Source organism: Blautia sp. HCP3S3_H10_2, from assembly GCF_052122375.1.
Classification (GTDB): domain Bacteria; phylum Bacillota; class Clostridia; order Lachnospirales; family Lachnospiraceae; genus Blautia_A.
Genome location: NZ_JBQKCL010000005.1, coordinates 268,653 through 290,416 on the forward strand (window position 1 = coordinate 268,653; position 21,764 = coordinate 290,416).

At 43.0% G+C, this 21,764-nt stretch carries 25 protein-coding genes and 1 pseudogene; all 26 read left to right on the forward strand.

Annotated elements, in window-relative coordinates:
* The first annotated feature begins 34 nt into the window (after positions 1 to 34).
* The 26 genes and pseudogenes from ACTQWB_RS07750 to ACTQWB_RS07875 all read left to right on the forward strand — a co-directional run bounded on the left by ACTQWB_RS07750 (position 35) and on the right by ACTQWB_RS07875 (position 21,764).
* On the forward strand, positions 35 to 217 hold the full coding sequence (locus ACTQWB_RS07750; protein WP_441501321.1) for a hypothetical protein: 183 nt from the start codon (positions 35 to 37) through the stop codon (positions 215 to 217).
* A gap of 27 nt (positions 218 to 244) precedes the next feature.
* Positions 245 to 931: a response regulator transcription factor gene (locus tag ACTQWB_RS07755; RefSeq protein WP_441038417.1), complete on the forward strand. Its 687-nt coding sequence runs from the start codon at positions 245 to 247 to the stop codon at positions 929 to 931.
* A 9-nt stretch (positions 932 to 940) separates the two neighbouring features.
* Complete coding sequence (locus ACTQWB_RS07760; protein ID WP_441038418.1) at positions 941 to 2,329, forward strand: sensor histidine kinase; 1,389 nt, start codon at positions 941 to 943, stop codon at positions 2,327 to 2,329.
* A gap of 43 nt (positions 2,330 to 2,372) precedes the next feature.
* On the forward strand, positions 2,373 to 3,854 hold the full coding sequence (locus ACTQWB_RS07765; protein ID WP_441038419.1) for a L,D-transpeptidase family protein: 1,482 nt from the start codon (positions 2,373 to 2,375) through the stop codon (positions 3,852 to 3,854).
* 62 nt (positions 3,855 to 3,916) lie between these two features.
* Positions 3,917 to 4,879, forward strand: coding sequence for an acyltransferase family protein (locus tag ACTQWB_RS07770; RefSeq protein ID WP_288788478.1), 963 nt, complete (start codon positions 3,917 to 3,919; stop codon positions 4,877 to 4,879).
* A 34-nt stretch (positions 4,880 to 4,913) separates the two neighbouring features.
* On the forward strand, positions 4,914 to 5,627 hold the full coding sequence (locus ACTQWB_RS07775) for a winged helix-turn-helix transcriptional regulator (RefSeq protein WP_288823629.1): 714 nt from the start codon (positions 4,914 to 4,916) through the stop codon (positions 5,625 to 5,627).
* 272 nt (positions 5,628 to 5,899) lie between these two features.
* Positions 5,900 to 6,340: an ECF-type sigma factor gene (locus ACTQWB_RS07780; RefSeq protein ID WP_288788471.1), complete on the forward strand. Its 441-nt coding sequence runs from the start codon at positions 5,900 to 5,902 to the stop codon at positions 6,338 to 6,340.
* 56 nt (positions 6,341 to 6,396) lie between these two features.
* On the forward strand, positions 6,397 to 6,897 hold the full coding sequence (locus ACTQWB_RS07785) for a DUF3846 domain-containing protein (RefSeq protein ID WP_288788472.1): 501 nt from the start codon (positions 6,397 to 6,399) through the stop codon (positions 6,895 to 6,897).
* 520 nt (positions 6,898 to 7,417) lie between these two features.
* Positions 7,418 to 8,143 carry a DUF4240 domain-containing protein gene (locus ACTQWB_RS07790; RefSeq protein WP_288788474.1) on the forward strand — a complete coding sequence of 242 codons (726 nt, stop codon included), beginning with the start codon at positions 7,418 to 7,420 and terminating at the stop codon, positions 8,141 to 8,143.
* Between the two features lie 21 nt (positions 8,144 to 8,164).
* Positions 8,165 to 10,141 carry an ATP-dependent DNA helicase gene (locus ACTQWB_RS07795; protein ID WP_441038420.1) on the forward strand — a complete coding sequence of 659 codons (1,977 nt, stop codon included), beginning with the start codon at positions 8,165 to 8,167 and terminating at the stop codon, positions 10,139 to 10,141.
* Positions 10,142 to 10,309: 168 nt separating this feature from the next.
* Positions 10,310 to 11,437: a tyrosine-type recombinase/integrase gene (locus ACTQWB_RS07800; RefSeq protein WP_441038421.1), complete on the forward strand. Its 1,128-nt coding sequence runs from the start codon at positions 10,310 to 10,312 to the stop codon at positions 11,435 to 11,437.
* 12 nt (positions 11,438 to 11,449) lie between these two features.
* Positions 11,450 to 13,210: a tyrosine-type recombinase/integrase gene (locus ACTQWB_RS07805; protein WP_441038422.1), complete on the forward strand. Its 1,761-nt coding sequence runs from the start codon at positions 11,450 to 11,452 to the stop codon at positions 13,208 to 13,210.
* Between the two features lies 1 nt (position 13,211).
* Positions 13,212 to 14,711 (forward strand): tyrosine-type recombinase/integrase, encoded by a 1,500-nt coding sequence (locus ACTQWB_RS07810; RefSeq protein ID WP_441038423.1) that lies wholly within the window; start codon positions 13,212 to 13,214, stop codon positions 14,709 to 14,711.
* On the forward strand, positions 14,686 to 15,069 hold the full coding sequence (locus tag ACTQWB_RS07815) for a DUF6262 family protein (RefSeq protein ID WP_441038424.1): 384 nt from the start codon (positions 14,686 to 14,688) through the stop codon (positions 15,067 to 15,069). Before ACTQWB_RS07810 ends, ACTQWB_RS07815 begins: the two co-directional genes overlap by 26 nt.
* A gap of 224 nt (positions 15,070 to 15,293) precedes the next feature.
* Positions 15,294 to 15,752: pseudogene (locus ACTQWB_RS07820) on the forward strand (phage portal protein); the annotation flags it as partial.
* Positions 15,685 to 16,455, forward strand: coding sequence for a head maturation protease, ClpP-related (locus ACTQWB_RS07825; RefSeq protein WP_441501322.1), 771 nt, complete (start codon positions 15,685 to 15,687; stop codon positions 16,453 to 16,455). The pseudogene ACTQWB_RS07820 and the gene ACTQWB_RS07825, both read left to right, overlap by 68 nt.
* Before the next feature lie 14 nt (positions 16,456 to 16,469).
* On the forward strand, positions 16,470 to 17,693 hold the full coding sequence (locus ACTQWB_RS07830; protein WP_441501323.1) for a phage major capsid protein: 1,224 nt from the start codon (positions 16,470 to 16,472) through the stop codon (positions 17,691 to 17,693).
* Between the two features lie 71 nt (positions 17,694 to 17,764).
* Positions 17,765 to 18,040 carry a head-tail connector protein gene (locus ACTQWB_RS07835; protein ID WP_441501324.1) on the forward strand — a complete coding sequence of 92 codons (276 nt, stop codon included), beginning with the start codon at positions 17,765 to 17,767 and terminating at the stop codon, positions 18,038 to 18,040.
* On the forward strand, positions 18,040 to 18,372 hold the full coding sequence (locus ACTQWB_RS07840; RefSeq protein ID WP_441501325.1) for a phage head closure protein: 333 nt from the start codon (positions 18,040 to 18,042) through the stop codon (positions 18,370 to 18,372). Before ACTQWB_RS07835 ends, ACTQWB_RS07840 begins: the two co-directional genes overlap by 1 nt.
* Before the next feature lie 2 nt (positions 18,373 to 18,374).
* Positions 18,375 to 18,761 (forward strand): HK97-gp10 family putative phage morphogenesis protein, encoded by a 387-nt coding sequence (locus tag ACTQWB_RS07845; protein WP_441501326.1) that lies wholly within the window; start codon positions 18,375 to 18,377, stop codon positions 18,759 to 18,761.
* Positions 18,754 to 19,071: a hypothetical protein gene (locus ACTQWB_RS07850; protein WP_441501327.1), complete on the forward strand. Its 318-nt coding sequence runs from the start codon at positions 18,754 to 18,756 to the stop codon at positions 19,069 to 19,071. The genes ACTQWB_RS07845 and ACTQWB_RS07850 overlap by 8 nt, the downstream gene beginning before the upstream one ends.
* A 2-nt stretch (positions 19,072 to 19,073) precedes the next feature.
* The gene (locus tag ACTQWB_RS07855; protein WP_441501328.1) at positions 19,074 to 19,712 is read left to right on the forward strand and encodes a major tail protein; all 639 of its coding nucleotides are present in this window, start codon (positions 19,074 to 19,076) and stop codon (positions 19,710 to 19,712) included.
* A gap of 19 nt (positions 19,713 to 19,731) precedes the next feature.
* Positions 19,732 to 20,112: a hypothetical protein gene (locus tag ACTQWB_RS07860; RefSeq protein ID WP_441501329.1), complete on the forward strand. Its 381-nt coding sequence runs from the start codon at positions 19,732 to 19,734 to the stop codon at positions 20,110 to 20,112.
* Entirely contained in the window at positions 20,109 to 20,273 is a 165-nt protein-coding gene (locus ACTQWB_RS07865) for a hypothetical protein (RefSeq protein WP_441501330.1), read from the forward strand. Before ACTQWB_RS07860 ends, ACTQWB_RS07865 begins: the two co-directional genes overlap by 4 nt.
* A 13-nt stretch (positions 20,274 to 20,286) precedes the next feature.
* Positions 20,287 to 21,201: a collagen-like triple helix repeat-containing protein gene (locus ACTQWB_RS07870; RefSeq protein ID WP_441501331.1), complete on the forward strand. Its 915-nt coding sequence runs from the start codon at positions 20,287 to 20,289 to the stop codon at positions 21,199 to 21,201.
* Positions 21,198 to 21,764 carry a hypothetical protein gene (locus ACTQWB_RS07875; RefSeq protein ID WP_441501332.1) on the forward strand — a complete coding sequence of 189 codons (567 nt, stop codon included), beginning with the start codon at positions 21,198 to 21,200 and terminating at the stop codon, positions 21,762 to 21,764. Before ACTQWB_RS07870 ends, ACTQWB_RS07875 begins: the two co-directional genes overlap by 4 nt.

A 21,764-nucleotide genomic window follows, 5' to 3' on the forward strand; every position in this document is an offset into this window, starting at 1 on the left:
CTTGTTATATTTACCAGTCGGAACATCTGCACAAATGATCTGTGTGGAAATCCGAAAAATATATGGTGTAGAATTTGTGGATTTTGAAAAAGAAACGAATATCCTTACGATAGGAGCATTAAAGAAAAATATGGAAAGAATCATATATGCTTCCGGTATCATTCTTAAAATTCTGGATGACAGGATTACCATGCAAGAATACAGAACGTTAAAGTGAAATAAAAAATATACGGAAGGTGAACTTATGAAACAATCAAAAAAAATATTAATTGTAGATGACGAGAAAAAAATCACAGAGGTACTTCAGGCTTATCTGGAAAAAGCCGGATATCTGACCGTTGTCGCCTATGATGGAAGAAATGCCATAAAGCTGGCAGAAACAGAGACACCAGATCTGATTCTGCTTGATTTAATGCTGCCAGATATTATGGGAGAAGAAGTGTGCCAGGTTATCCATCAGAAAAAAGATATTCCGATTATTATGCTTACTGCAAGAGTGGATGAAAGTGACATGATCGCAGGACTGCAATGCGGTGCAGATGACTATATTGTAAAGCCATTCAGTCCCAGAAATGTTATTGCAAGGGTGGAGGCAGTATTAAGACGGGTGGAAAGAAGCCAGCCGGAAATATTGAAAATTGGAACTGATTATTTAGATGTTAATTTTCAGGCACACAGTATAAAAAAGAATAATGAAGAACTTCATCTTACACCTACGGAATACAATATTTTTGAATTGCTGGTAAAATCACCGGGACGTGCATTCACGAGAGAGCAAATTATTGATTTTGCTTTGAAAGATGAATTTGATGGATATGACAGAAGTGTTGATACTTATATAAAATATCTCAGACAGAAAATTGAACCAGATCCAAAATCACCACAATATATTGTTACGATATATGGTGTTGGATATAAATTTGTACCATAAGGAGCAAAGATGAAAACAATAAAAGGCAGGCTTATATTTTCGTATTCTTTTATTTCCATTGTTATTATTTTATCTCTGGCGCTATTTTATACAGTTTCCATGGAAAATGTGTTCAGCGGATATGCAAAAGAACAGCTTGATGAAAAAATGCGTACTGTCGTTGAACAAATGAAAGAAGTTTATCAGAAAGACAAACAAAAATATGAAACGACAGGGGTTGAAATTATTGGAAATGCAGCTTTACAAAATGGCCTTTTGGTACGGCTTCAGACGCTGGATGGTGAATTAGACTGGGATATCCGGACACATAAGGAAGAGGAATGTCAGCTTACACTTCAACATGCAGAAAGTAATATGCACAGTCGTTATATTAAATTTGAAGGTTCCTATCAGGAAAAAGAATATTTGCTTGAATTAGATGGAGTTCAGACCGGAAAACTGACAATCGGATATTATGGACCGTATTCTTATACAGATGGAGAAATCCGACTTTTGGGAACATTGAATCGATTTCTGATTTTACTGTCCGGTATATTTATTTTTGTAGCAGTTATACTTGGTGTTATTATGTCAAAAAAACTGACAAAACCAATCTCTGATGTTACCAGATCTGCGGCTGAGATTTCAAAAGGAAAATTCGGGGTACAGATTCAGGAAAAGAGCTCCATAGAAGAAACGCAGAGTTTAATAACTGCAATTAACGAAATGTCTGCCGCTTTGGAAAAAGAAGAAATACAAAAACGTCAGATTTCATCAGATGTGGCTCATGAGCTTCGGACACCGTTAACCAACCTGCAGCTGCATCTGGAAGCGATGCTGGATGGAATATGGGAACCGACAACTGAACGATTGGAGAGCTGTTATGAGGAAATTCTGCGACTGATCCATATTGTCCGTCAGCTGCAGGAATTATATGTACTGGAAAATCAAAGAGAACCGCTGCGTTTGGAATCATTTGATTTTAGCAACTTGTGTGAAAAATTATGCTGGAACTTTGAACCGAAACTACAGGAAAAAAATCTGAAACTGACACTATGTACCAGGTCGGGAGATATGTTGTGTGGAGACCGTCAGAGAATTCAGCAGTGTATGACAAACCTGGTAGCAAATGCAATCAAATATGCAGAAACCGGAAGCAGTATACGCATTATTTATAAACAGATGACGGATTCAGTCCTGATTCAGGTTCAGAATAAAGGAAATATCATACCGGAAGATGCTTTAGAACATCTGTTTGAACGGTTTTACAGAGTTGATAAATCCAGAAACACAAAGACTGGAGGAATGGGCATTGGTCTTTCTATTACAAAAGCTATTGTGGAAAGGCATAATGGACGAATATGGGCATCCAGTGATGAAACAAACGGGACTGTTTTTTCTATAGAATTACCGAAATAGCAGTATGAAATTAAAATATGGGGAGATAAAAGGAGCATTGAAAATGAGTGAACGAAAGAAGAGAGGAGAACAAAGACAACTAACAAACAGAAAAGGGAAGCGGAAGCAGAAGTTAAAATTCATTTTATCTATAAGCATCCTGCTGATGATCGTTTTGACCGTGGGATTTGTCGCATACGAGATCGTAACAGATACACAGACAATGGGCTGTAAAACATTTGTCTATGGACAGAATGTATCCCGTCTCACACCGGATCAGGCAACAGAAAAAATAAATACGGCTTTTGAAGATAAAACGGTTTCTTTTTATGAGAATGGAAAGAGTGTTTATACGGTTTCATTAAGAGAATTGGGATATTCGCTTAATACACAGACATTAGAAACAGAACTGTTTAAACTGAAGAAAGAAATATGGAAGAAAAGAACAATATTTGAGCCCAGAGAAGATTGGAAAATTCCATATGAAGTTGTCAGGGATGATAACCGATTATCTGAGACACTCTCAGCGGAGCATTTTACAGCAGATACAGAGCGAATCAATTCTGAAGATGCCTATATAAAATATGACGATACAAGCAAAAAATTTATTATTGTTGATGCAGTGCAGGGCAATCAGATTGATCCAAACCGATTATTGCAGTACACATCCGATTGTATCCAAAGAAATCTGGAAGAGGATTTTTTCAGAAAGGCGATTTCTGTAGATATAAATGAAAATACATACAGTCAGGCTGCTGTTACGGCATCATCTGAAGAACTGCTCAGTCGTTTATCAGAACTAAACACGAATATAGAAAAATATAATAATACTTCAATTACGTATCTGTTTGGTGATGTAACAGAAACAATTGATTCTGCAACGATCAATTCCTGGATGGTCATTTCAGGGGATAAAGTTGAAATTGACTCTGATAAAGTCAGAGCGTATATAGAAAGTCTGGCAAGTAAATACAACACAATATATGTGCCAAGATCTTTCTATACATCCAATGGTCAGACTGTAACAATAAGTAATAATGAGTATGGCTTCCGCATTGACCAGGATGCTGAATTCGAACAGCTTTGCGCAGATCTGCAAAGCGGAACAACCATTCAGCGTTCACCAATTTATGAAAAAGAAGGTCTGTCACGAAATGGAACAGATGATCTGAATGGAAGCTATATAGAAGTCAGTCTGGAACAGCAGCATCTCTGGCTGTATAAAAACGGAGTACTTGTGACAGACACAGACATAATCAGCGGACTTCCAACAGAAGACCGTGCAACTTATACAGGTGCTTATGCGATTGCTTACAAAGCAAGTCCATTCACACTGTCCAGTGATATTTATGGATATGAAGTTCCGGTTACATACTGGATGCCGTTTGTATATGGACAGGGACTGCATGATGCGGACTGGCAGCCTGAATTTGGAGGAGACGTATATAAAACAAACGGAAGTCATGGATGTATAAATCTGCCGCCCGATCAGGCAGAAGTGATATACAATGCGATTGATGGTGGATATCCGATCATTCTATATTAGGGGGTGAATAAAATATAAAATCAAAGGAACATGGAGTACCATATTTTTTTCTGATCAATAATATAAAAGTTATCTTGATCTTTCTGGTAGTCTTTAATCATATTATTGCATTTCAGCTTGTAAAAGTGAATCCGGCAGTGCGTCAGTTGTGGTATGCTATCACGATTTTTCATATGCCAGCTTTCATTTTTGTTTCAGGATTTTTGTCAAAAAGCAAACAAAATGTACTGAAAAATATTCAGAACCTGTTGGTTCCATATATTCTGGGATATAGTTTTACATGGGCAGTCAAGGTATGGCTTGGTTATAACATGGATTATGATATCTTGCGCCCTTCCGGAACCGTTATGTGGTATGTATTGGCACTATTTGTTTACAGACTTACCATAGAGGCTTTTGGAAGAATAAGATTTATTGTTCCACTAAGTATTATATTTTCATTGTGGGCCGGAACAAGAAATGAATTTTCCACATACCTGTCAGCTTCCAGAATAGTTGTGTTTTTTCCGTTTTTTGTAGCTGGATATTTATGGAAAAACCAATATATCACAGTATTAAGAAACTTCAGGAGAAAATGGATTTTAATGAGTCTGACTCTGATTTTGCTGTATCTGATGACAGCATATATGCTGGGAAATAATCTTCCGGTAGATATATTCAGGGGAAATCATTCCTACAGGGCAAGTAATATCAGTGAGATGGAAGGAATGCTTATTCGGTTATTTACATATTTAGCCTCGTTTTTAATGATATTTTCGTTACTTGCAATTATTCCTGACAGAAATTTGTTTCTTACTTTTATTGGAAGCGGGCGAAGAACAATGGGAATATATTTCTTCCACTATCCGATGCAGATTGCAATGAACAGTTTCCAGATCTTAAAAATACCGCTGTTATTGAATGTGGGAAGTTTATTTCTGATTTCTTTACTGATGGTTTTGATTCTAGGAAGTGTTCCTGTAAATTGGGCATATAATCATGTGCTGAGATTGATCAACATTATGTTTTTTAAAGAAAAGGCATAGTGTACTGACGAATAACTTCTGAAAGAAAATATATATGCGTGATAACGACCATAGTATCCTGTTCTATACGGAAAAGGATATGCACATTGAAATCAAAAAACAAATAAAATCATGCTATGTATCCACTGTTTATGAGTGCCTGAAGAAATTGAGTTTATTTCATTTCGATATTATAGTAATTGGCAGTACTGATTCTCTGGATCTTACCGCAGAAATAATTTCAACAATAAGAATAATCACATATACGCCGGTTATTGCTTTAACAGAAAATCCGTTGCTGCATAAAAAGACTCTTATACATGCAGGTGCAGATTCTGTATTTGATATTAACATTGGAAAAGAAGAATTAGAACTGCATATTTTTTCGTTAACTCGAAGATATTTAGAATGGGCAAGAAAAGCAGAAGATAAGAAAAAAGAATTAAACATCAGAGAAGGAAAATTGCTTATATTCAGAGAATTGTATAAAGCATATTGGAGTCAAACCGAATTGAATCTCAATAAAAGAGAATATGATTTTCTGTACTTATTGGCTTCGGCTCCTATGAGAATCTATACATATGAACAAATTTATCAGATTATATGGAAAGATTATCCTATTGGTGATATTAAAAATATCATCTGGTGTCTGGTAAAGCGATTGAGAAAAAAGCTGAATATCGTTGAAGATGGTGCCGGAAATTGCATCGTTAGTGTCAGGGATATAGGTTACAAATTTGAATTGAATAAAGAAAACGAACAGCAGTAAGGCGAATGATCCGTAAAAAGATTATTCGTTTTATTTTATTTATTCTGGAAAGAAGGTGATAAAAACTGACCGTCAATTGACAGTTTTCTGACCGTTAGCTGACAGGTGCGTCCGATACACTGTGCCTTTGTAAAGATATGATTACAAAGGAGATCCGTGTTTGCAGGGAGACAGCAGAGATGCCGGGCATTCCTGTAGACAGGAAGAACGAGCTAGGTCACCGCCACACTCCGATTTGATTTCGCAAAAATTCAGATCGGAGGAAAATAAAAGTGGCTTACAATAAAGCAAGAGAAGAATATAGATGGAACCAGTGGAAATCAGAGGAAGAGAAGCTCCTGCGAGAGCAGGGTGTGGATGAAGAGACGATCCGAAAGCTCCGGGAGTATGACTGGAACGATTTTAACGCAGAGCGGAGATTCCGGGAACATCAGACTGCGCTTCTGGACTGTATGGAATTGCTTCTGGAAGAAAAAGAATCAGGAGAGTCTCAGCCAGAGAGTGTGGAAGCCCTGCTCGATACCGTGGAAAATGAGGAACTGCTCCAGATCCTGTTATCGACTGACAAGAAAACTCTTCAGATGATTGTCCTGAAGATGATGGGATATGCACCAAAAGAGATCAGCCATCACATGGAACTGCCGGAGCAGACGGTTTATACAAGACTGCGGAGGTTACGGGAGAAGATTAAAAAGTCCATGAAATTTGAATAAAACAAAAGGGGGTCATCGGCTGATTATCAGAACGAACAGACAGGAGGATTGATACGATGGATGAGAAAGAAGTGTCTGAAATGCAGGAAGATATGATGACAGTGCTGGTAGTCGAGCCGATGAAAGCACCCTATGTTAAGAATATCCCGAATGAGCTGGAGAATCTGCAGCAGGCGGTAGGTGGTGACATTGAAATGACCTATCCGTTTGAAGATGAGGTTGGAATCCTTTTAAACGGCAATGGAAAGTTTGAAGGATTACCGTTAAATCGTGCATTGTACGATGACCGTGGACAGGTCTATGATGCCATTGCCGGAACATTCCTTGTGGTAGGACTGACAGAAGATGATTTTACTTCGCTGACACCGGAGCAGATTGAAAAGTTTAAAGAAAAATATCAGTCACCGGAAGTTTTTACCCTGTTTAACGGGGAACTTCATGTGATGAAAATGCCGCCGGAAGAAGCCAAAGAACAGAAGGAAAGCCAGAAGAACGATACACAGCAGAAGAATACGGCAAAGGGAAAAAAGAAAAACAGATCCGGGGAAGCACGATAAAAAATTTTTTTGTGAAGTGAATAAAAAAATACACTGCCATCGGCTAGTAAGCAGAGGGACATCCTTCTGCTGTTCTTTGGCAAGTGAATATCGGCACTACAGGTACGTTCCCAACCGTGGAAGCGTGACAGCATGAGCGCCATGATTAAGTATAGGGTAAAGATTCTTAGACTTGGAGCGAGGAAGCATAGCTGTGAATAAGGCGGTGGCAGCCTTTCGCCAGGATCACGGACGGGGGATAATGATACACGTTACCAGCCAAAGAGCGGAAGATGGACTCCGGGTTGTAATCAGAAAGACCCCCAGGACATCTGTGAGAGGCGGCAGGCCAGCCGCCCGCCTGTAGTGTCCCCTTTCCTAAATGCAGGATAGTTCCGGGGGTGCGAGGTCAAATGCGGAACAGCAAGATAAAATAACAGAAATCAATGAAGAAGTGTGTCGTTGATATCAGATACCATGCGGCTGTGGGAAACTACAGCCGTATTCTTGTGGTATTAACGTCACATTAAGGGGAGAAAAGATGGAAGAAACAAAAAGAAGTGGAATGAGCAAGGATCAGTTCTGGAGTCTGATTGAAAAAGCAAAGGAAGTGTGCGGCACCGATCTGGATGCTTCGGCAGTGTGGATCAAGCAGCAGCTTTTCTATATGACACCTGAGGATATTCTGCAATTCCACAATCTTGTTTACAGTTACCGGGATGCGGCTTATAAGTACGGCTTATGGACAGCGGCAGGTATTATGATGGAAACCGGGTGCAGTGATGACGGATTTTCCGATTTTCAGATGTGGCTGATCGCCCAGGGAAAAGAAGTATATCTGAATGCCTTAAAAGATCCGGATTCCCTTTCTGGTGTAACTCCTTATGGATACTGTAGTTTTGAAACGCTGGGATATGTTTCATCACAGGTCTACAGTGCCATGAAAGGGAAAAATATCTACCAGGACAGTACGGCGAGAATGCAGATGAAATGCTATGAGCAGGTGGTAAGGGATATTGTGTACCATCCCATGATCGAGTATCCGTTGGAATTACCGGAAGCAATGGTGGTTTATCCGAAACTCTGTGAAAGACATTTGTCCGAGCAGGTGAGGAAAGCTCCTCAGAAAGTAAAGACATGGAATGTTTCCCGGACAGATATCCGAAGGATGATGGCAAGAGGGAATGCTGCCATAAAGAAAATGCAAGAACAGGGACAGAATGTACCGGGAGCAGTCAGATCCGTCCGTAAGGATACGGTAAGATAAGCTTCCCGGCAAGGAGAAGTAATGTGTTATAAAAATGAATATCAGAAAAGGGCGCATGGCGAGGTGGAAAGGATCTTCCGAGAACTTCTTCCGGAAGCCGGGCTTCACGTAAGAGAAGAACAGATCCGTCTCTGCCATGAAATGCTGGATGCCCTTATGAAAAATGAGATCACGCTCTGTGATGCAGGAGTCGGCATCGGAAAGACCTATGCCTATCTGACAGCCTGCATCCTGATGCGGAAATATAGTGTACTGCATTCCGGTTATTCGGGATGTGACAGGCGGCCTGTAGTGGTATCCACTTCCAGTATCGCCTTACAGAAAGCCATCATAGAGGAATATGTTCCTTTCTTATCGGACGTACTGTTAAAAGCAGGTCTGCTTCAGGAAGAATTAAAAGCGGTTGTCCGCAAGGGAAAAGAACATTTTGTATGTGATTACAGGCTGGCCCAGAGATTAGAGGCAGTCCGGGACAAGAATAAAAATCAGGCACAGATGGAGGCATTGAAGTCCCTCCGGCATAGTTTTGATTTAGATTCCGTACATAACCTGAGCGGTTTTGACCGCAGGCTGGTGTGCGTACCGAAATTCTGCCCCAGAGAGTGTCCGGGGAAAGCAGGATGCCGTTATCAGAAGCATCTGGATATTTCCAGGAAAGAGGACATTTTTTTACAGATCTGCAATCACAATTATCTTCTGGCAGATGCCATGCACCGGGCAAATGGGTACCGGCCGCTTCTGGCAGATTACAGGGCTCTGGTTGTGGATGAGGCCCACAAGCTCCCGGAAGCTGCCAGCCAGATGTATGGAAGAAGCATTGGAAAAGAAGATGTGCAGGAGATCCGTTATTTCTTAGCCAGGGAGCATAAAGGTACAGAAGGGAAACGGCTGCAGGAATGGTTTGCTGCTCTTCAGATGGAGATTCGAAAGCACCGGAAAGATGGCACAGAGGACATGGCTGGAAAAGAAAGTTTTTATTTTCCACCGGGGGCTGGCCCCCTTCTGGCTCAGACGAAGGAAAGGCTTCAGCTTATGATCAAAAGGCTTGCCGGGAACATTCCTTACTGGATCTTCCGGCGACTGGAAGAGATGGATGAGCTGTTTGGCTGGTTCTTAAAGAACGACAAGCGGTATATTTTATTTTTACAGCAGGACAGCCGGGAACATTTAACCTTTATGGCGGTCAACAGGGAGATCCCGAAGTATCTGGATTCGACTTTATGGAGCCGGGGATTCCCGGCGATCTTAACCAGCGGGACCTTAAAAGCCGGGAACGGTTTTGCAAGGACCAGACAGATGACCGGGCTGGAAAAAGAAACAGGTATCCGGGAGTGCGTGGCAGAATCCCCATTCTGTTACAGGGAGAACTGCCTGCTTTACATTCCGGAGCATTTAAGACCTATGAAAAAGGGAAGCAGGGAAGAAGCCGAGCAGCTTGCCGGACAGATCCGCGATCTGGTGTGTTCCACTTACGGGCATACGCTGGTACTGTTCACATCTTACACCCTGATGGGAAACGTGCAGAAGCTCCTGCAGGATCAGATCCCGTTCCCGATGGTGCAGGTATGGAGAAATTCCCAGGAAGAAATCGCAAGATTTAAAAAGATGGAAAATGCAGTGCTGTTCGCAGCCGGCTCCTGCTGGGAAGGTGTGGACTTTCCGGGGGACATGGTATCCTCCCTGATCATCGTAAAACTGCCGTTTTCTGTTCCGGACCCTATCCATGAAGCACAGAGAGAGCAGTACCGATCCTTGGAATCCTACATCCAGACCATCGTAGTCCCGGATATGCAGAAGAAGCTGCGGCAGGGATTTGGACGGGCAATCCGAACGGAGCAGGACACCTGCGTTGTGTCTATTTTAGACTACCGGGCAGCGAAAAAAGGCAGGTACCGGAGCGATGTTCTGGAAGCCCTGCCAAAGTGCCAGATGGCAGAGCGGATCGAAGAAGTAGAAGATTTTATCCGAAGCCGGAAAGTGGAGCGTTACTACAGTTGAGAGCAATCGCAGTGTTGTTGGTTCTGCCCAGATCCGGACGGCAGATAGGACAAAAAGTTTAGTGGTATTTCAGGGGCGTTTTGGAGCGAATTGGTGGTATTTGTGATAGCTTTATCGGCATGAGTTGGGTATACTGTGTATAGCGTTAGAGGAAAGGAGGCAGTTCACATGAGCTACAAAGTAGAAACGATAAAAGATGGGACAGAACGATATTTTTACATCCGGGATCTGGATACGATGGCAATCGTAGAACTGCCGAGCAAATATCTGATGCACAAGATCAAATGCAGACGATCACCAAATACCGTAAAGCGATCCGCCTTTGCCATCTGCTATTATATGGGCTACATGGAAGAAAAGGAAATGGAACTTACCGAAGTCTATCAGTTAGGATACGAGAAACAGACAGAGCATTTTGTGGATTTCTTATACTGGCTCAGAGCCGGGAACCACACAGAACAAGCCAATGGAAAACCGAAGAAATGTCCAAATCAGGGAACCTGCAACGCATATTTAAAAGATGTGTTCAGGTTCTATTTATTTATAGAGGCAGAATACGAACAGTATGGCAGCCTCAAGACATTATCTTATAACCAGATCATAGCAGTCAATCAGGTCGGTGTTAAAAAGGTACTCCGAAATCATTCTTTTAAAGGTTACCTGAAAGAGGAAGAACACCGTGGCAGGACAGCAAAGGAAAATCAGATTGTGACGATCCTACAGGCGTGTACCAATCGCAGGGATCAGCTTCTGCTGCTTTTATTAGCAGAAACCGGATACCGCATCGGAGAACTTCTGGGCGTAAAATATGTCAAAGATATTGATTATAAGAACCACATGATCCGGGTGTGCTTTCGGGAAGATAATGAGAACGAAGCAAGAGCCAAGAATGCAGAATACCGGAGTGCCAAGATAAGCAAGGACACATTTGAATTCCTGATGGACTATCTGGCAAGATACCGGAAAATCCTGCAGCATCAGGATTACCTGTTTGTAAACATTATGGGCGATGGCATTGGAAAACCCTTAAAGGTAGACAGTGTATACGATATGTTAGACCGGATGGAAAAGAAAACCGGAATCAAAATCACCCCCCACATGCTTCGCCACTATTTTGCAAATATGCGAAAGAGTGCCGGATGGCAACTGGAGATGATCAGTCAGGCACTGGGACACAAGCATCTGGACACTACGATAAAGTATCTGGACTGGTTGGATGACGAGCTGGTAGAGGCAAGCAACGAGTTTTACGAACAGCATGCTGCTATTTACGGAGCAGACCGTCTGCTGGAATAGGAGGTGTGAAAAATGCCTGTATATTTACTACAGCAGGCAGAACGCAGGACTGAATATCAAGAGGACATTGAAAAGAAGAAGCAGGAATTATATGCAGAGATTGACTCACTTCCGATACAGATAAAAGTAAAAACACCAGTTAATCATGTGAAAAAATTTCTGACAGACAGAGAAGTCTGGAGTTTAACAGAAATGGATTATGAACTGCAGATTTCCTACGAGCAATATTTAAGAAAAAAATTGAAGCCTGATAAAATCATGTGGTATCTGGGTATATATGATGTTATAAAACAACAGCACATATACCAGCAGATGCAGACACTGACTGGAAAAAGATTTTATGAATGGCGATACCAGAATAAAGTTTTTTACCTGAAATATTATCCGGATCAACAGATTGCCTGTGATTTTAAATATATTAAGGATCTTAGAGTTCTGGTATGGGATTTCAAGAAGAATTGTTCTGAAATACTAAAACGGCAGATTTTTTCTACATTGAGTCGCATTGTTGCAAAGACTTCGGAAAGTATAGCATATAGAAATAACAGGCTGAAGGCTTTAAAGATATTATATGATTCCTGTGTTCAGCAGAATATTCGGGACATTGGATTGCTGGAAATAAGGCAGATTCAAACAATTTCCAAAGATTTTGCAGATACAAAAAATAAAACGCTAATGAGGCATTTAGGCATTATAGATGAATGCAGAAAAGATGCTTTTATACAGCAGGAACGGATTCAATGGGATGCAACGGTCTGGTACATAGAAAAATTTCATTTAGATAAGAGTCGCATTAACGAAAGTAGCTCGTTAAAAAGTATTTCTTTTATGGAGATAAGAGAATGGCAGAACCGTAAAATCCTGCAGGAATACATGAAATATGAGCTTGGTGTGACTGGACAGGCAGTAAGTACAATTCGTAACAGATTTATATTTATAAGGAATTTTCTGGAAATGCTTGAGCAGGAAAATATCCTTGCTGTAGATGCAAAGGCAGAACATCTGGAACAATATGCAAAGAGCCTTCGGGAGCGGAAAATACAAGCGAAAAGTTTTAATGAGCGGATATTCGGTATAGGACATTTCTTTAAGTTTATGGAAGTCCGGAAGTATATTCCCCAAATGCCATTTCGTATAGAGTATTTCCAGCAAAAGGTAATAACAGTACATCATGACCGAAGTGTAGAAGAAACCGTATATATGGAGATTTTAAAAAAATTATATCTTTTTCCAGAACGACTTCGGTGTATGTTCCTGCATCTATGGTGCTTGGGACTTCGGGCAAGTGAGGTGTGTACTTTAAAAGGAAATGCTTACTGCCAGCAGGGAAAAGATTACTGGATTCAGGTATACCAGGTCAAAATGAAAAATTATAAGAAAATACCAATACCCAAAGCATTATATCAGCTTATGAAAGTATATCTTAAAAAATATGATATTCAATCAGACGAATATATTTTTAAGAATGCAAAAGGTGATGGAGCTTGTCTGTATCAGACATTCCGCGACCAAATGCTAAAGGCATGCAGAGAAAATAAAATTGCAAATGGAGAATATATTTTCAAATCTCATGACTATCGGCATACAGTGGCTACCATGTTTTATGACAATGATGTATCACTCCAGAGTATTCGTGACTATCTCGGACACACCTATGAAGAAATGACAAGGCAATACATTGATTATATGCCAAAGAAAATAGCACAGGCAAATGAAGAATTTTTCAGTATGCAGGAGAGCAGCCTGGCTTCGTGGCTGAAGAAAGGGGAATGAAATGGAAAGTGATGTCATTTACTTTAGTGAATTTCCAAATTGTATAAAAGAGGGAAAAAATAAAGATAATGGAAAGTTTGATTTGTCACTGCTTCCAACACAGAAACTAAAAGAAGAATTCCGAAGTTATATTATGTATCGTGGTCAAATTGGAAACTATTCAAAATTGCGTTTTGACAGACTCAATTATAACTGTATTGTAAAGTTTTTAAACAGTAAAATAAATCGAAATATCAATAGCCTCGATGATCGCACAGAAGAAAAATGGATAACACTGCTAAAAGGCTGGATGATGGAACAGGGAATTTCGACTACTAAGAAGAAAAAAAGTGTTTATGGAACTGTTACTTATGGAGAAGCAGAAAAAATATTGTATTTTAGAAGAATCCTGAGGTATTTGGAACCAGAGGACTTAAGGGATGAGATAGAAAAGGATGTCTGGAGACTAAAAAATCTGAAGATAGAAATTAGATATAATCCTATTTATAACATAGAGACCCTGGACTTCAGAAAAATATACCAGCCAGATATCCGGGAAGAATGCAAAAAAGCTGTTTACATGAATCTGAAATATGAAGCGATAGGGACAATAGCTGGAGAATTGACAATAATGAGAAAATTCTCGGCATATTTAAAAAGAGAGTATCCTGAAATTAAAAGCTGTAGTGAAATAGATCGGGATATACTGGAAGGATTCTTGATTAGTCTGACAACATCAAAAACATCAGGAGCCGGGAATAGTTCTTATGTACTTTCATTAAGGCGGCAGTTAGAAACAATTGGGAAGATTTACGGTTACGAAAGGTTAGAGCATTTATTTATCAATACCGATATTCCACCGGAAGTAAATGCAGAATTTAAGGTGTATTCTGATGCAGAGATGAAAAGGCTGAATGCAGAAATTACGAAGCTTGATGTACAGATTGCAAGATGCCTTCTGATACACCAGATGCTGGGAACCAGAATATCCGATACGCTTACATTAAAAATAAACTGCCTAATAAAAGAAAATGGAAAGTATCTGATTGAAATATACCAGGTTAAAACCCAAAGGTATAAAAAACCAATCAGTAATGAACTGGCAAAACTGATACAGCGATCCATTGAATACACACAGGAAAAATTCAAAGATACAAAATACATATTTGTAGACGAGAATGCTCCTGATCGACCGATGCAGTACATGGCAATGAAATCCAAGGTTATGTCTATGATACAGAAAAAAGAACTGAGGGATGACAACGGAATGCTATTCGGATTTGGAACACATATGTTCCGGCATTATTATGGAGTTAAACTGACAGAAATGCATCTGGATGATTGGACAATAGCAAGGCTGCTGGGACATAAGAGACTGGGGAATGTACAGCATTACCGAAAGATGAGCAATCAGAGAATGGCAGACGAGACCAGAGAAATCCGGCAGATGATGAGTGACATCATTTATACAATTTTGGACGGATGGGGAGAAGAATATGAACAAATACGACAAGATGATTGAAGAAAACCAGAGAAAGAGCAAAGAAAAAATTGGTCTTGCCCAGCATGCAATCCAGGATATGCTGGCAAATAAAGAACGTATCACAGTTCCAAAACTGATGAAGAAAACCGGATTATCCAGAGGGTTCTTTTATAAAAATCCAACCGTCCGGGATCTTATGAACCAGGCAGTAGAAGAACAGGTCGGAATGATAGATCCAAGAAGAGAAATCCTGAATATGGCAATGGAAAAGCAGATTGACCTGTTGAATCAGAAAGTGGCAGCCCTGACTAGGGAGAACAGTGAACTGAAGAAAAAGAACGAAAAGTTGCAAAAGGCATTGAAGAAACAGGATTTGAGTTTTATCAAAAACTTATAACATTGAAATTAACCAGATGTAAGAGATGTGTGCAGACACATCTTTTCATCGTTGAGAATAAAAGATTATACGTAAAATGCATAACTGAACATTCAGGCAAAGCATTTGACGGATAAGGCAAAGACAGATATGATAAAGGAAAGTGCAACACAAAACACAGTTTTGTATGCCGTTAAGCCCAGTAAAATCAAGGCATGAGGGGAACTGGCTACATTTTAACTGGGCATATGGTGGGGGACCTTGAAAAGTCGAGCTTTTCTAATATTGAGCAGCAGTCCCTTGAGTTTGTGAAATACACGCTTGACCCCTGGGTCATCCGGTGGGAGCAGGCACTGCAGAGGACGCTTCTCACCGAAGAGGAGAAGAAGACGCTGTTCTTCAAATTCAATGTGGAAGGTCTGCTCCGTGGTGACTACGCAAGCCGCATGAACGGCTATGCCACCGCAAGGCAGAACGGCTGGATGTCCGCAAATGACATCCGTGAGTTGGAGGATCTTGACCGAATCCCTGCGGAACTGGGCGGTGACCTCTATCTTGTCAATGGCAATATGCTTCCCCTGGTTTCTGCCGGGGCGGCTTATGCAAATAACAATCTCAAAGAAATGGAGGGTTCCGATGAAGACAAAGAAAAGGTTCTGGGAATGGAAGAACCAGGCAGACGAAGGGTCGGAGAGAGTTCTTGAACTCTACGGCACCATCGCAGAAACTTCGTGGTTTGACGATGATGTCACGCCTCAGATGTTTCACGATGAGTTGTTTGCAGGCAAAGGCCCCGTGACTGTGTGGCTCAATTCCCCTGGCGGTGACTGCATTGCGGCAAGCCAGATTTACACCATGCTGATGGATTACAAAGACGATGTGACCATCAAGATTGATGGCATTGCGGCATCCGCTGCATCTGTCATTGCGATGGCCGGTACCAGGGTGCTGATGGCACCCACTGCTCTGATGATGATCCACAATCCCATGACGATGGCCTATGGGAATCAGGCAGACATGGAAAAAGCCATCGAAATGCTGGACGAGGTCAAAGAAAGCATTATGAATGCTTACGAGATCAAGACCAGTCTTTCCCGTGCAAAGCTGTCCCACCTTATGGATTCCGAAACATGGATGAACGCAAACAAGGCAATCGAACTTGGCTTTGCGGATGACATTCTGAAAGATTCCAAGAAGGATGCGGCAGACATTCCGGCATATGCCTTCTCCGGCAAAGAGACTGAAACCAGGCTTATGAACAAGCTGACGGCTCACTACAAGCCGAAGGACAAAGGAATGACCCCGGCACAGGCGGCAGCGATTCCTGCCGTCAAAGATGAAACGCCTGCACAGGCAGGAAAAACCTATGACGAGTTGATGACCCGTCTCAATCTTATCAAACCTTAAGGAGGATTTTTACTATGAGCAAGATTAATGAACTGCGTACCCAGCGCGCCAAGGCTTGGGATAAGGCACAGGCTTTCCTGACTGCCAACCGTGACGATAAGGGCATCCTCTCCGAAGAGAATGTCAAGATTTACGAGGGTCTGGAGCAGGACATTGTGAATCTGGGCAAGGAGATCGAGCGCCAGGAGCGTTTGGATGCTATGGAGCGTGAGATGGCTGCTCCCGTTTCCACGCCTATTACCGAAAAGCCTGAGAACACCAAGAAGCCGGACACCAAGGTCGGCCGCGCATCTGATGCCTACACCAAGGCATTCTGGACTCAGGTCCGTGCCAAGGACGGTGTTTCCTACGAAGTGAGAAATGCCCTGTCCGAGGGTGTTGACTCCGAGGGCGGCTATCTGGTTCCCGATGAGTTTGAGAACACGCTGGTTTCCGGCATGGAAGAGGAAGGCTCTATCCGTTCTCTCGCCCATGTGTTCACTACTTCCAACGGTGTCCACAAGATTCCGGTGGTCCGTACCAAGGGTTCTGCCAACTGGATCGATGAGGGCGGTTCCTACGGTGACAGCGATGATGTATTTGGCCAGGAGCAGATCGATGCCCACAAGGTCGGTACCGTCATCAAGGTTTCCGAGGAGCTTCTGAATGACTCCGCTTTCGATCTGGAGAAGTATTTCCAGGAAGAGTTTGCCCGCCGCATCGGTGCCAAGGAAGAGGAAGCCTTCATTAATGGTGACGGCAATAAGAAGCCTACTGGTATTCTGAATGCCACTGGTGGTGCGGAAATCGGTGTGACTGCTGCCAGCGAGAAGGCAATCACCGCCGATGAGATCATCGACCTCTATTACAGCGTTAAGGCTCCTTACAGAAAGAACGCTGTGTGGATTCTCAATGACTCCACCGTCCGTGCGGTTCGTAAGCTGAAGGATTCCAACGGTCAGTATCTGTGGCAGCCCGCTCTTCATGAGGGTGACCACGAGACTCTCCTTGGCAAGAAGATTCTGACTTCTCCTTATATGCCTGAAATCGCCGCCGGTGCCAAGGTTATCATGTTCGGTGACCTTTCCTTCTACTGGATCGGTGACCGCCAGGGCATTACCTTCAAGCGTCTCAATGAGCGTTATGCAGACATGGGACAGGTCGGTTTCCTGGCATCCAAGCGTGTGGATGGCAAACTGGTTCTGCCGGAGGCCATCAAGGTGCTTCAGATGAAGGGTGTCAGCACGGCATCTAACTAAATCCACGGAAATGCCACTCTGAAAAACGGGTGGCATTTCCAACAATAAAGCAACGGAGGTGGTGAAATCACATGATTGTGACATTGGATGAAATGAAACAATATCTGCGGGTGGATTTTGAGGACGATGATGCACTCATTGGTAATCTCATTCAATCCGGGCATCAGCTGTGCATGGATATTCTCCGAACCGATGACCCTGCGGATTTGGAAGATAACGCAAATGCCAGGACCGCTGTTCTTTACGCAGTTGCTTATCAGTATGAACACCGTGAGGATGCAGACTATCATGCATTGACACTTTCCCTCCGTTCTCTGTTGTTCGGTGACCGTAGGGAGGTGTTCTGATGAATATCGGTAAGCTGAATGTCCGCATCTCAATTCTACAGAATGTTGTGGTATCTGATGCGATAGGTAACCGGGTGAATTCCTGGCAGCCCTATTATTTCTGTTATGCCACGGTCAGTTCAGAAGGTGGAAAAGAGATGACAGAAGCTGGTATGGTGGTGGATGATTCCACAGCGGATTTTACAGTCCGCTGGTGTAAACAAACAGCTGCGGTCACTTCCACCGGATTCCGTGTCAGATTCCAAGATGATCTTTATGACATTCTTTCTGTTGATCACATGAATTTCAGGCATAAAAGCATCAAACTGAAATGCCGGAAAGTGAGGCGGTAGAGATGAGTTCTGACAGAGTATCGATTGATGGCATGGCTGCCGCTATCATGGAGGGGCTTGAGGAATATGCTGAACTCGCAACAGCGGATGTGAAAAAAGCAGTAAGGAAAGCCGGGTCCAATATTAAGAAGGACATTGAGGCGAATGCACCAAAGAAAACAGGAGCGTATTCGAAGAGTTGGGCTGTTAAGACCACGAAAGAAACCTCTTCTTCTTTGGAACTTACTGTTCATTCAAAAAACAAGTATCAGCTGGCGCATCTTTTGGAACATGGTCACGCAAAACGTGGCGGAGGACGCACCAAAGCACAGCCCCATATTGCCCCGGCAGAAGAAGCCGGAATCCGGCAGCTGGAAGAAGATATCGAAAGGAGCCTGCGGAATGGATAAGATTTTGGAAGTCTTGAAAGCATTGGGCATCCCCGTTGCCTATGACCATTTCGCAGAGGGAGAAAGCCCGGAACCACCGTTTATCTGCTACCTTTGTCCCGGCAGCAATAATTTCTCTGCTGACGGAAAGGTCTATTACAAGATAAACCAGGTGAATATTGAACTGTACACCGACAGGAAAGACCCGGCGGTGGAGCAGAAGCTGGAGGACGCGCTTGACGCAGCCTCCATTTTTTATAACAAAACCGAAGTATGGATCGACAGCGAAAAGCTGTATGAAGTCCTTTATCAATTTGAAATGGAGGTTTAACTATGTCTGAAAAGAACAATAAGGTGAAATTCAACCTTAAGAATGCACACTACGCCCTGCTCTCCATCGCAGAGGACGGGACGGTGTCCTATGCTGTGCCGACTCCTATGCCCGGTTCCGTTTCCATCTCTCTGGATGCCAACGGTGAGCCGGAGAACTTCTATGCGGACGGCGTGGCTTACTACGTCATCAACAACAACATGGGATATGACGGTGATCTGGAACTGGCGATGATTCCGGAGTCCTTCCGAACCGAAGTGCTGAAAGAGGAACTGGATGCGAAAGGTGTCCTCATCGAAAACGCCGATGTGGAACTGGCGTCCTTCGCCCTGCTCTTTGAGTTTGATGGTGACCAGAAGCACATCCGCCATGTGCTGTATAACTGCTCCGCATCCCGTCCGGGCATCGAGGGCAAGACCAACGAGGACAGCAAGGAAGTCCAGACGGAGACGCTGACCATCAAAGCAACACCACTGGCGAACGGCATGGTCAAGGCTAAGACGGGCAACACCACGGATGCTACCGTTTACAACGACTGGTACAAAGCGGTGTATATGCCTTCCGCTGCGGCAGAGGCGGCAGTGCAGTCCGTGGATAAGACCACTTCTACCACAACGACTTCGGCAAAGTCGGATTCTTAACAGAGGGAGGTAAAGGATTATGGGAATGACGAAGAAAATCCAGATTGATGGCAAGGATGTGGTGTTCAAGGCGAGTGCGGCAATTCCCCGCATCTATCGTCTGAAATTCCACCGTGACATCTACAAAGACCTGCGTGATCTGGAAAAGGCCGTGGACTCCTCCAGCGCAGAGGAATCCAACCTCGACCTGTTCTCCTTGGAGATGTTCGAGAATATCGCCTATATCATGGCGAAACACGCAGACCCGACTGCCGTGCCGGATTCGCCGGAGGAGTGGCTGGATGAGTTCAGTACCTTCTCCATCTACCAGGTGCTGCCGGAGATCATTGAACTGTGGGGGCTGAATATCCAGTCCGAAGTCGAGTCTAAAAAAAACTTCGCAAGAGTGAGCGGGAAATGACAACCCCGCTCTTTCTTTTGCGGTGTGTCCAGCTTGGCATATCTATCCGTGACCTCGACCTGCTTTCCATTGGCATGGTCAACGATATGTATGCCGAGAGCGGTAACGATAATTACAAGTATAAAGAAATTGCCACTCAGGCTGATTTCGATAATTTCTAAAAGGAGGCAGGACATGGAGCCAATTCTGACATTCGATGTAACAAATCAGCATATCCGCAGAACGGATTCCTTCCGTGTGGTGGCAAAGAGCAAGAATTATCTTCATGCGCAGTTTTGCTTCCTGACAGAGGAATGGAACGAAAAAGAAAAGACAGCCTTGTTTGGCAGCTATCCCGTGATTCTGAATGGAGATGCCTGCCTGATCCCTTGGGAGGTTCTTAAAGGGCCGGGTACATTCTCTGTTTCCGTATTTGCAGGTGACCTTGTCACAGTGGATAAGGTGTTTGTGCGTGTATATGAAAGCGGGTATTGTGAGGAGGTTGTTCCAGGGGAACCTCCAACCCCCGATGTCTATGCACAGATAGTCGCACTTCTGGGGATGAAAGCGGATACCCTGCGATACGAGGATAATCTCCTGTCGTTGCTTTCCGGCGAAAAAGTCCTAAGCAAAGTGACAATCAAAGGCGGCGGAGAGTCGGGACGGGAGGTTGAATTAAGAAACAGCGGCATTTGTATTGAATGGCGCTATGTCGGTGACGAGGAGTGGAACGAGCTGGTGTCCCTTGCTGATATCACGGGACCCCAGGGGAAGCCCGGTGTTCCTGGCCCGCAAGGTGAGCCGGGGCAAAAAGGAACTTCCTACCTCGAAACCGTTAAAACCCAGATGGATGAAGTGGCACAGGCAAATACACTGTATTGCCTTGGAACCATTGAAACGCTATCCATTGTACTTCCCGATAATGCAAATGTGGGAGAAGAGATTGCGGTGATCTGGTATAACGCCGGAATACCCTGTCAGCTTGCAATTGAGGGAAATATCATCCCTTTCACCTATTCCCCAAACGCAAACACAAGAAGTGAAATCAACGCGCTGTTTGATGGAACGAAATGGTCTGTTTTGTGGAGCGAAATTGAGGTGGTCTTATGAGACGCAGAGAAATGATTCACCCCACGGTGCTGCCAGATCAGTATCATCAAGTAGCGTATGTAGAAGCAACTTCATACTCCAGCTATGTGGATACGGGATATGTGCCGAATCAGGATACACGGATTTGCATCACGATACAGCGGATGTCTGAAAGTGAATTTGCAGTTGCCTATGGTACAGAGAGTCCACGTTTTTCTCTCATAAAAAACCGAGTGGACTACGGTGTGAACATCGGTATCAGTATACCGGAAATGACGTTAGGTGAGAAATACCGTGTAGACCATAACAAGAACATGATTCGGATTGAAGAGAACAGCTATAAAATCTCCGGCTATCCCCAGTTCACTGCATCGAAGCCGCTCTATCTCTTCATTTTGAACGGATTCATTCGTGCGTCCACGCAGTTTTTGGGGCGTATCTACAGCTGTAAGATTTATGAAAACGATATATTGCAGAGAAATTTTGTGCCTTGTATCAGGAAAGAAGATTATGTCCTCGGATTTTACGATCCGGTGACGGAGAAATTCTATCCGGGAAAAGGCACTTTTTCGTATGGTGAATAA

Bases quoted from the DNA above. Each gene is read 5' to 3' on its own strand.
- ACTQWB_RS07750 (WP_441501321.1), top strand. From the start codon at position 35: ATGATCTGTGTGGAAATCCGAAAAATATATGGTGTAGAATTTGTGGAT.
- ACTQWB_RS07845 (WP_441501326.1), top strand. From the start codon at position 18,375: ATGAGTTCTGACAGAGTATCGATTGATGGCATGGCTGCCGCTATCATG.
- ACTQWB_RS07855 (WP_441501328.1), top strand. From the start codon at position 19,074: ATGTCTGAAAAGAACAATAAGGTGAAATTCAACCTTAAGAATGCACAC.
- ACTQWB_RS07785 (WP_288788472.1), top strand. From the start codon at position 6,397: ATGGATGAGAAAGAAGTGTCTGAAATGCAGGAAGATATGATGACAGTG.
- ACTQWB_RS07775 (WP_288823629.1), top strand. From the start codon at position 4,914: ATGCGTGATAACGACCATAGTATCCTGTTCTATACGGAAAAGGATATG.
- ACTQWB_RS07795 (WP_441038420.1), top strand. From the start codon at position 8,165: ATGTGTTATAAAAATGAATATCAGAAAAGGGCGCATGGCGAGGTGGAA.
- ACTQWB_RS07810 (WP_441038423.1), top strand. From the start codon at position 13,212: ATGGAAAGTGATGTCATTTACTTTAGTGAATTTCCAAATTGTATAAAA.
- ACTQWB_RS07805 (WP_441038422.1), top strand. From the start codon at position 11,450: ATGCCTGTATATTTACTACAGCAGGCAGAACGCAGGACTGAATATCAA.
- ACTQWB_RS07760 (WP_441038418.1), top strand. From the start codon at position 941: ATGAAAACAATAAAAGGCAGGCTTATATTTTCGTATTCTTTTATTTCC.
- ACTQWB_RS07860 (WP_441501329.1), top strand. From the start codon at position 19,732: ATGGGAATGACGAAGAAAATCCAGATTGATGGCAAGGATGTGGTGTTC.
- ACTQWB_RS07865 (WP_441501330.1), top strand. From the start codon at position 20,109: ATGACAACCCCGCTCTTTCTTTTGCGGTGTGTCCAGCTTGGCATATCT.
- ACTQWB_RS07835 (WP_441501324.1), top strand. From the start codon at position 17,765: ATGATTGTGACATTGGATGAAATGAAACAATATCTGCGGGTGGATTTT.
- ACTQWB_RS07765 (WP_441038419.1), top strand. From the start codon at position 2,373: ATGAGTGAACGAAAGAAGAGAGGAGAACAAAGACAACTAACAAACAGA.
- ACTQWB_RS07840 (WP_441501325.1), top strand. From the start codon at position 18,040: ATGAATATCGGTAAGCTGAATGTCCGCATCTCAATTCTACAGAATGTT.
- ACTQWB_RS07830 (WP_441501323.1), top strand. From the start codon at position 16,470: ATGAGCAAGATTAATGAACTGCGTACCCAGCGCGCCAAGGCTTGGGAT.
- ACTQWB_RS07870 (WP_441501331.1), top strand. From the start codon at position 20,287: ATGGAGCCAATTCTGACATTCGATGTAACAAATCAGCATATCCGCAGA.
- ACTQWB_RS07875 (WP_441501332.1), top strand. From the start codon at position 21,198: ATGAGACGCAGAGAAATGATTCACCCCACGGTGCTGCCAGATCAGTAT.
- ACTQWB_RS07850 (WP_441501327.1), top strand. From the start codon at position 18,754: ATGGATAAGATTTTGGAAGTCTTGAAAGCATTGGGCATCCCCGTTGCC.
- ACTQWB_RS07815 (WP_441038424.1), top strand. From the start codon at position 14,686: ATGAACAAATACGACAAGATGATTGAAGAAAACCAGAGAAAGAGCAAA.
- ACTQWB_RS07755 (WP_441038417.1), top strand. From the start codon at position 245: ATGAAACAATCAAAAAAAATATTAATTGTAGATGACGAGAAAAAAATC.
- ACTQWB_RS07790 (WP_288788474.1), top strand. From the start codon at position 7,418: ATGGAAGAAACAAAAAGAAGTGGAATGAGCAAGGATCAGTTCTGGAGT.
- ACTQWB_RS07800 (WP_441038421.1), top strand. From the start codon at position 10,310: ATGAGCTACAAAGTAGAAACGATAAAAGATGGGACAGAACGATATTTT.
- ACTQWB_RS07825 (WP_441501322.1), top strand. From the start codon at position 15,685: ATGAAGACAAAGAAAAGGTTCTGGGAATGGAAGAACCAGGCAGACGAA.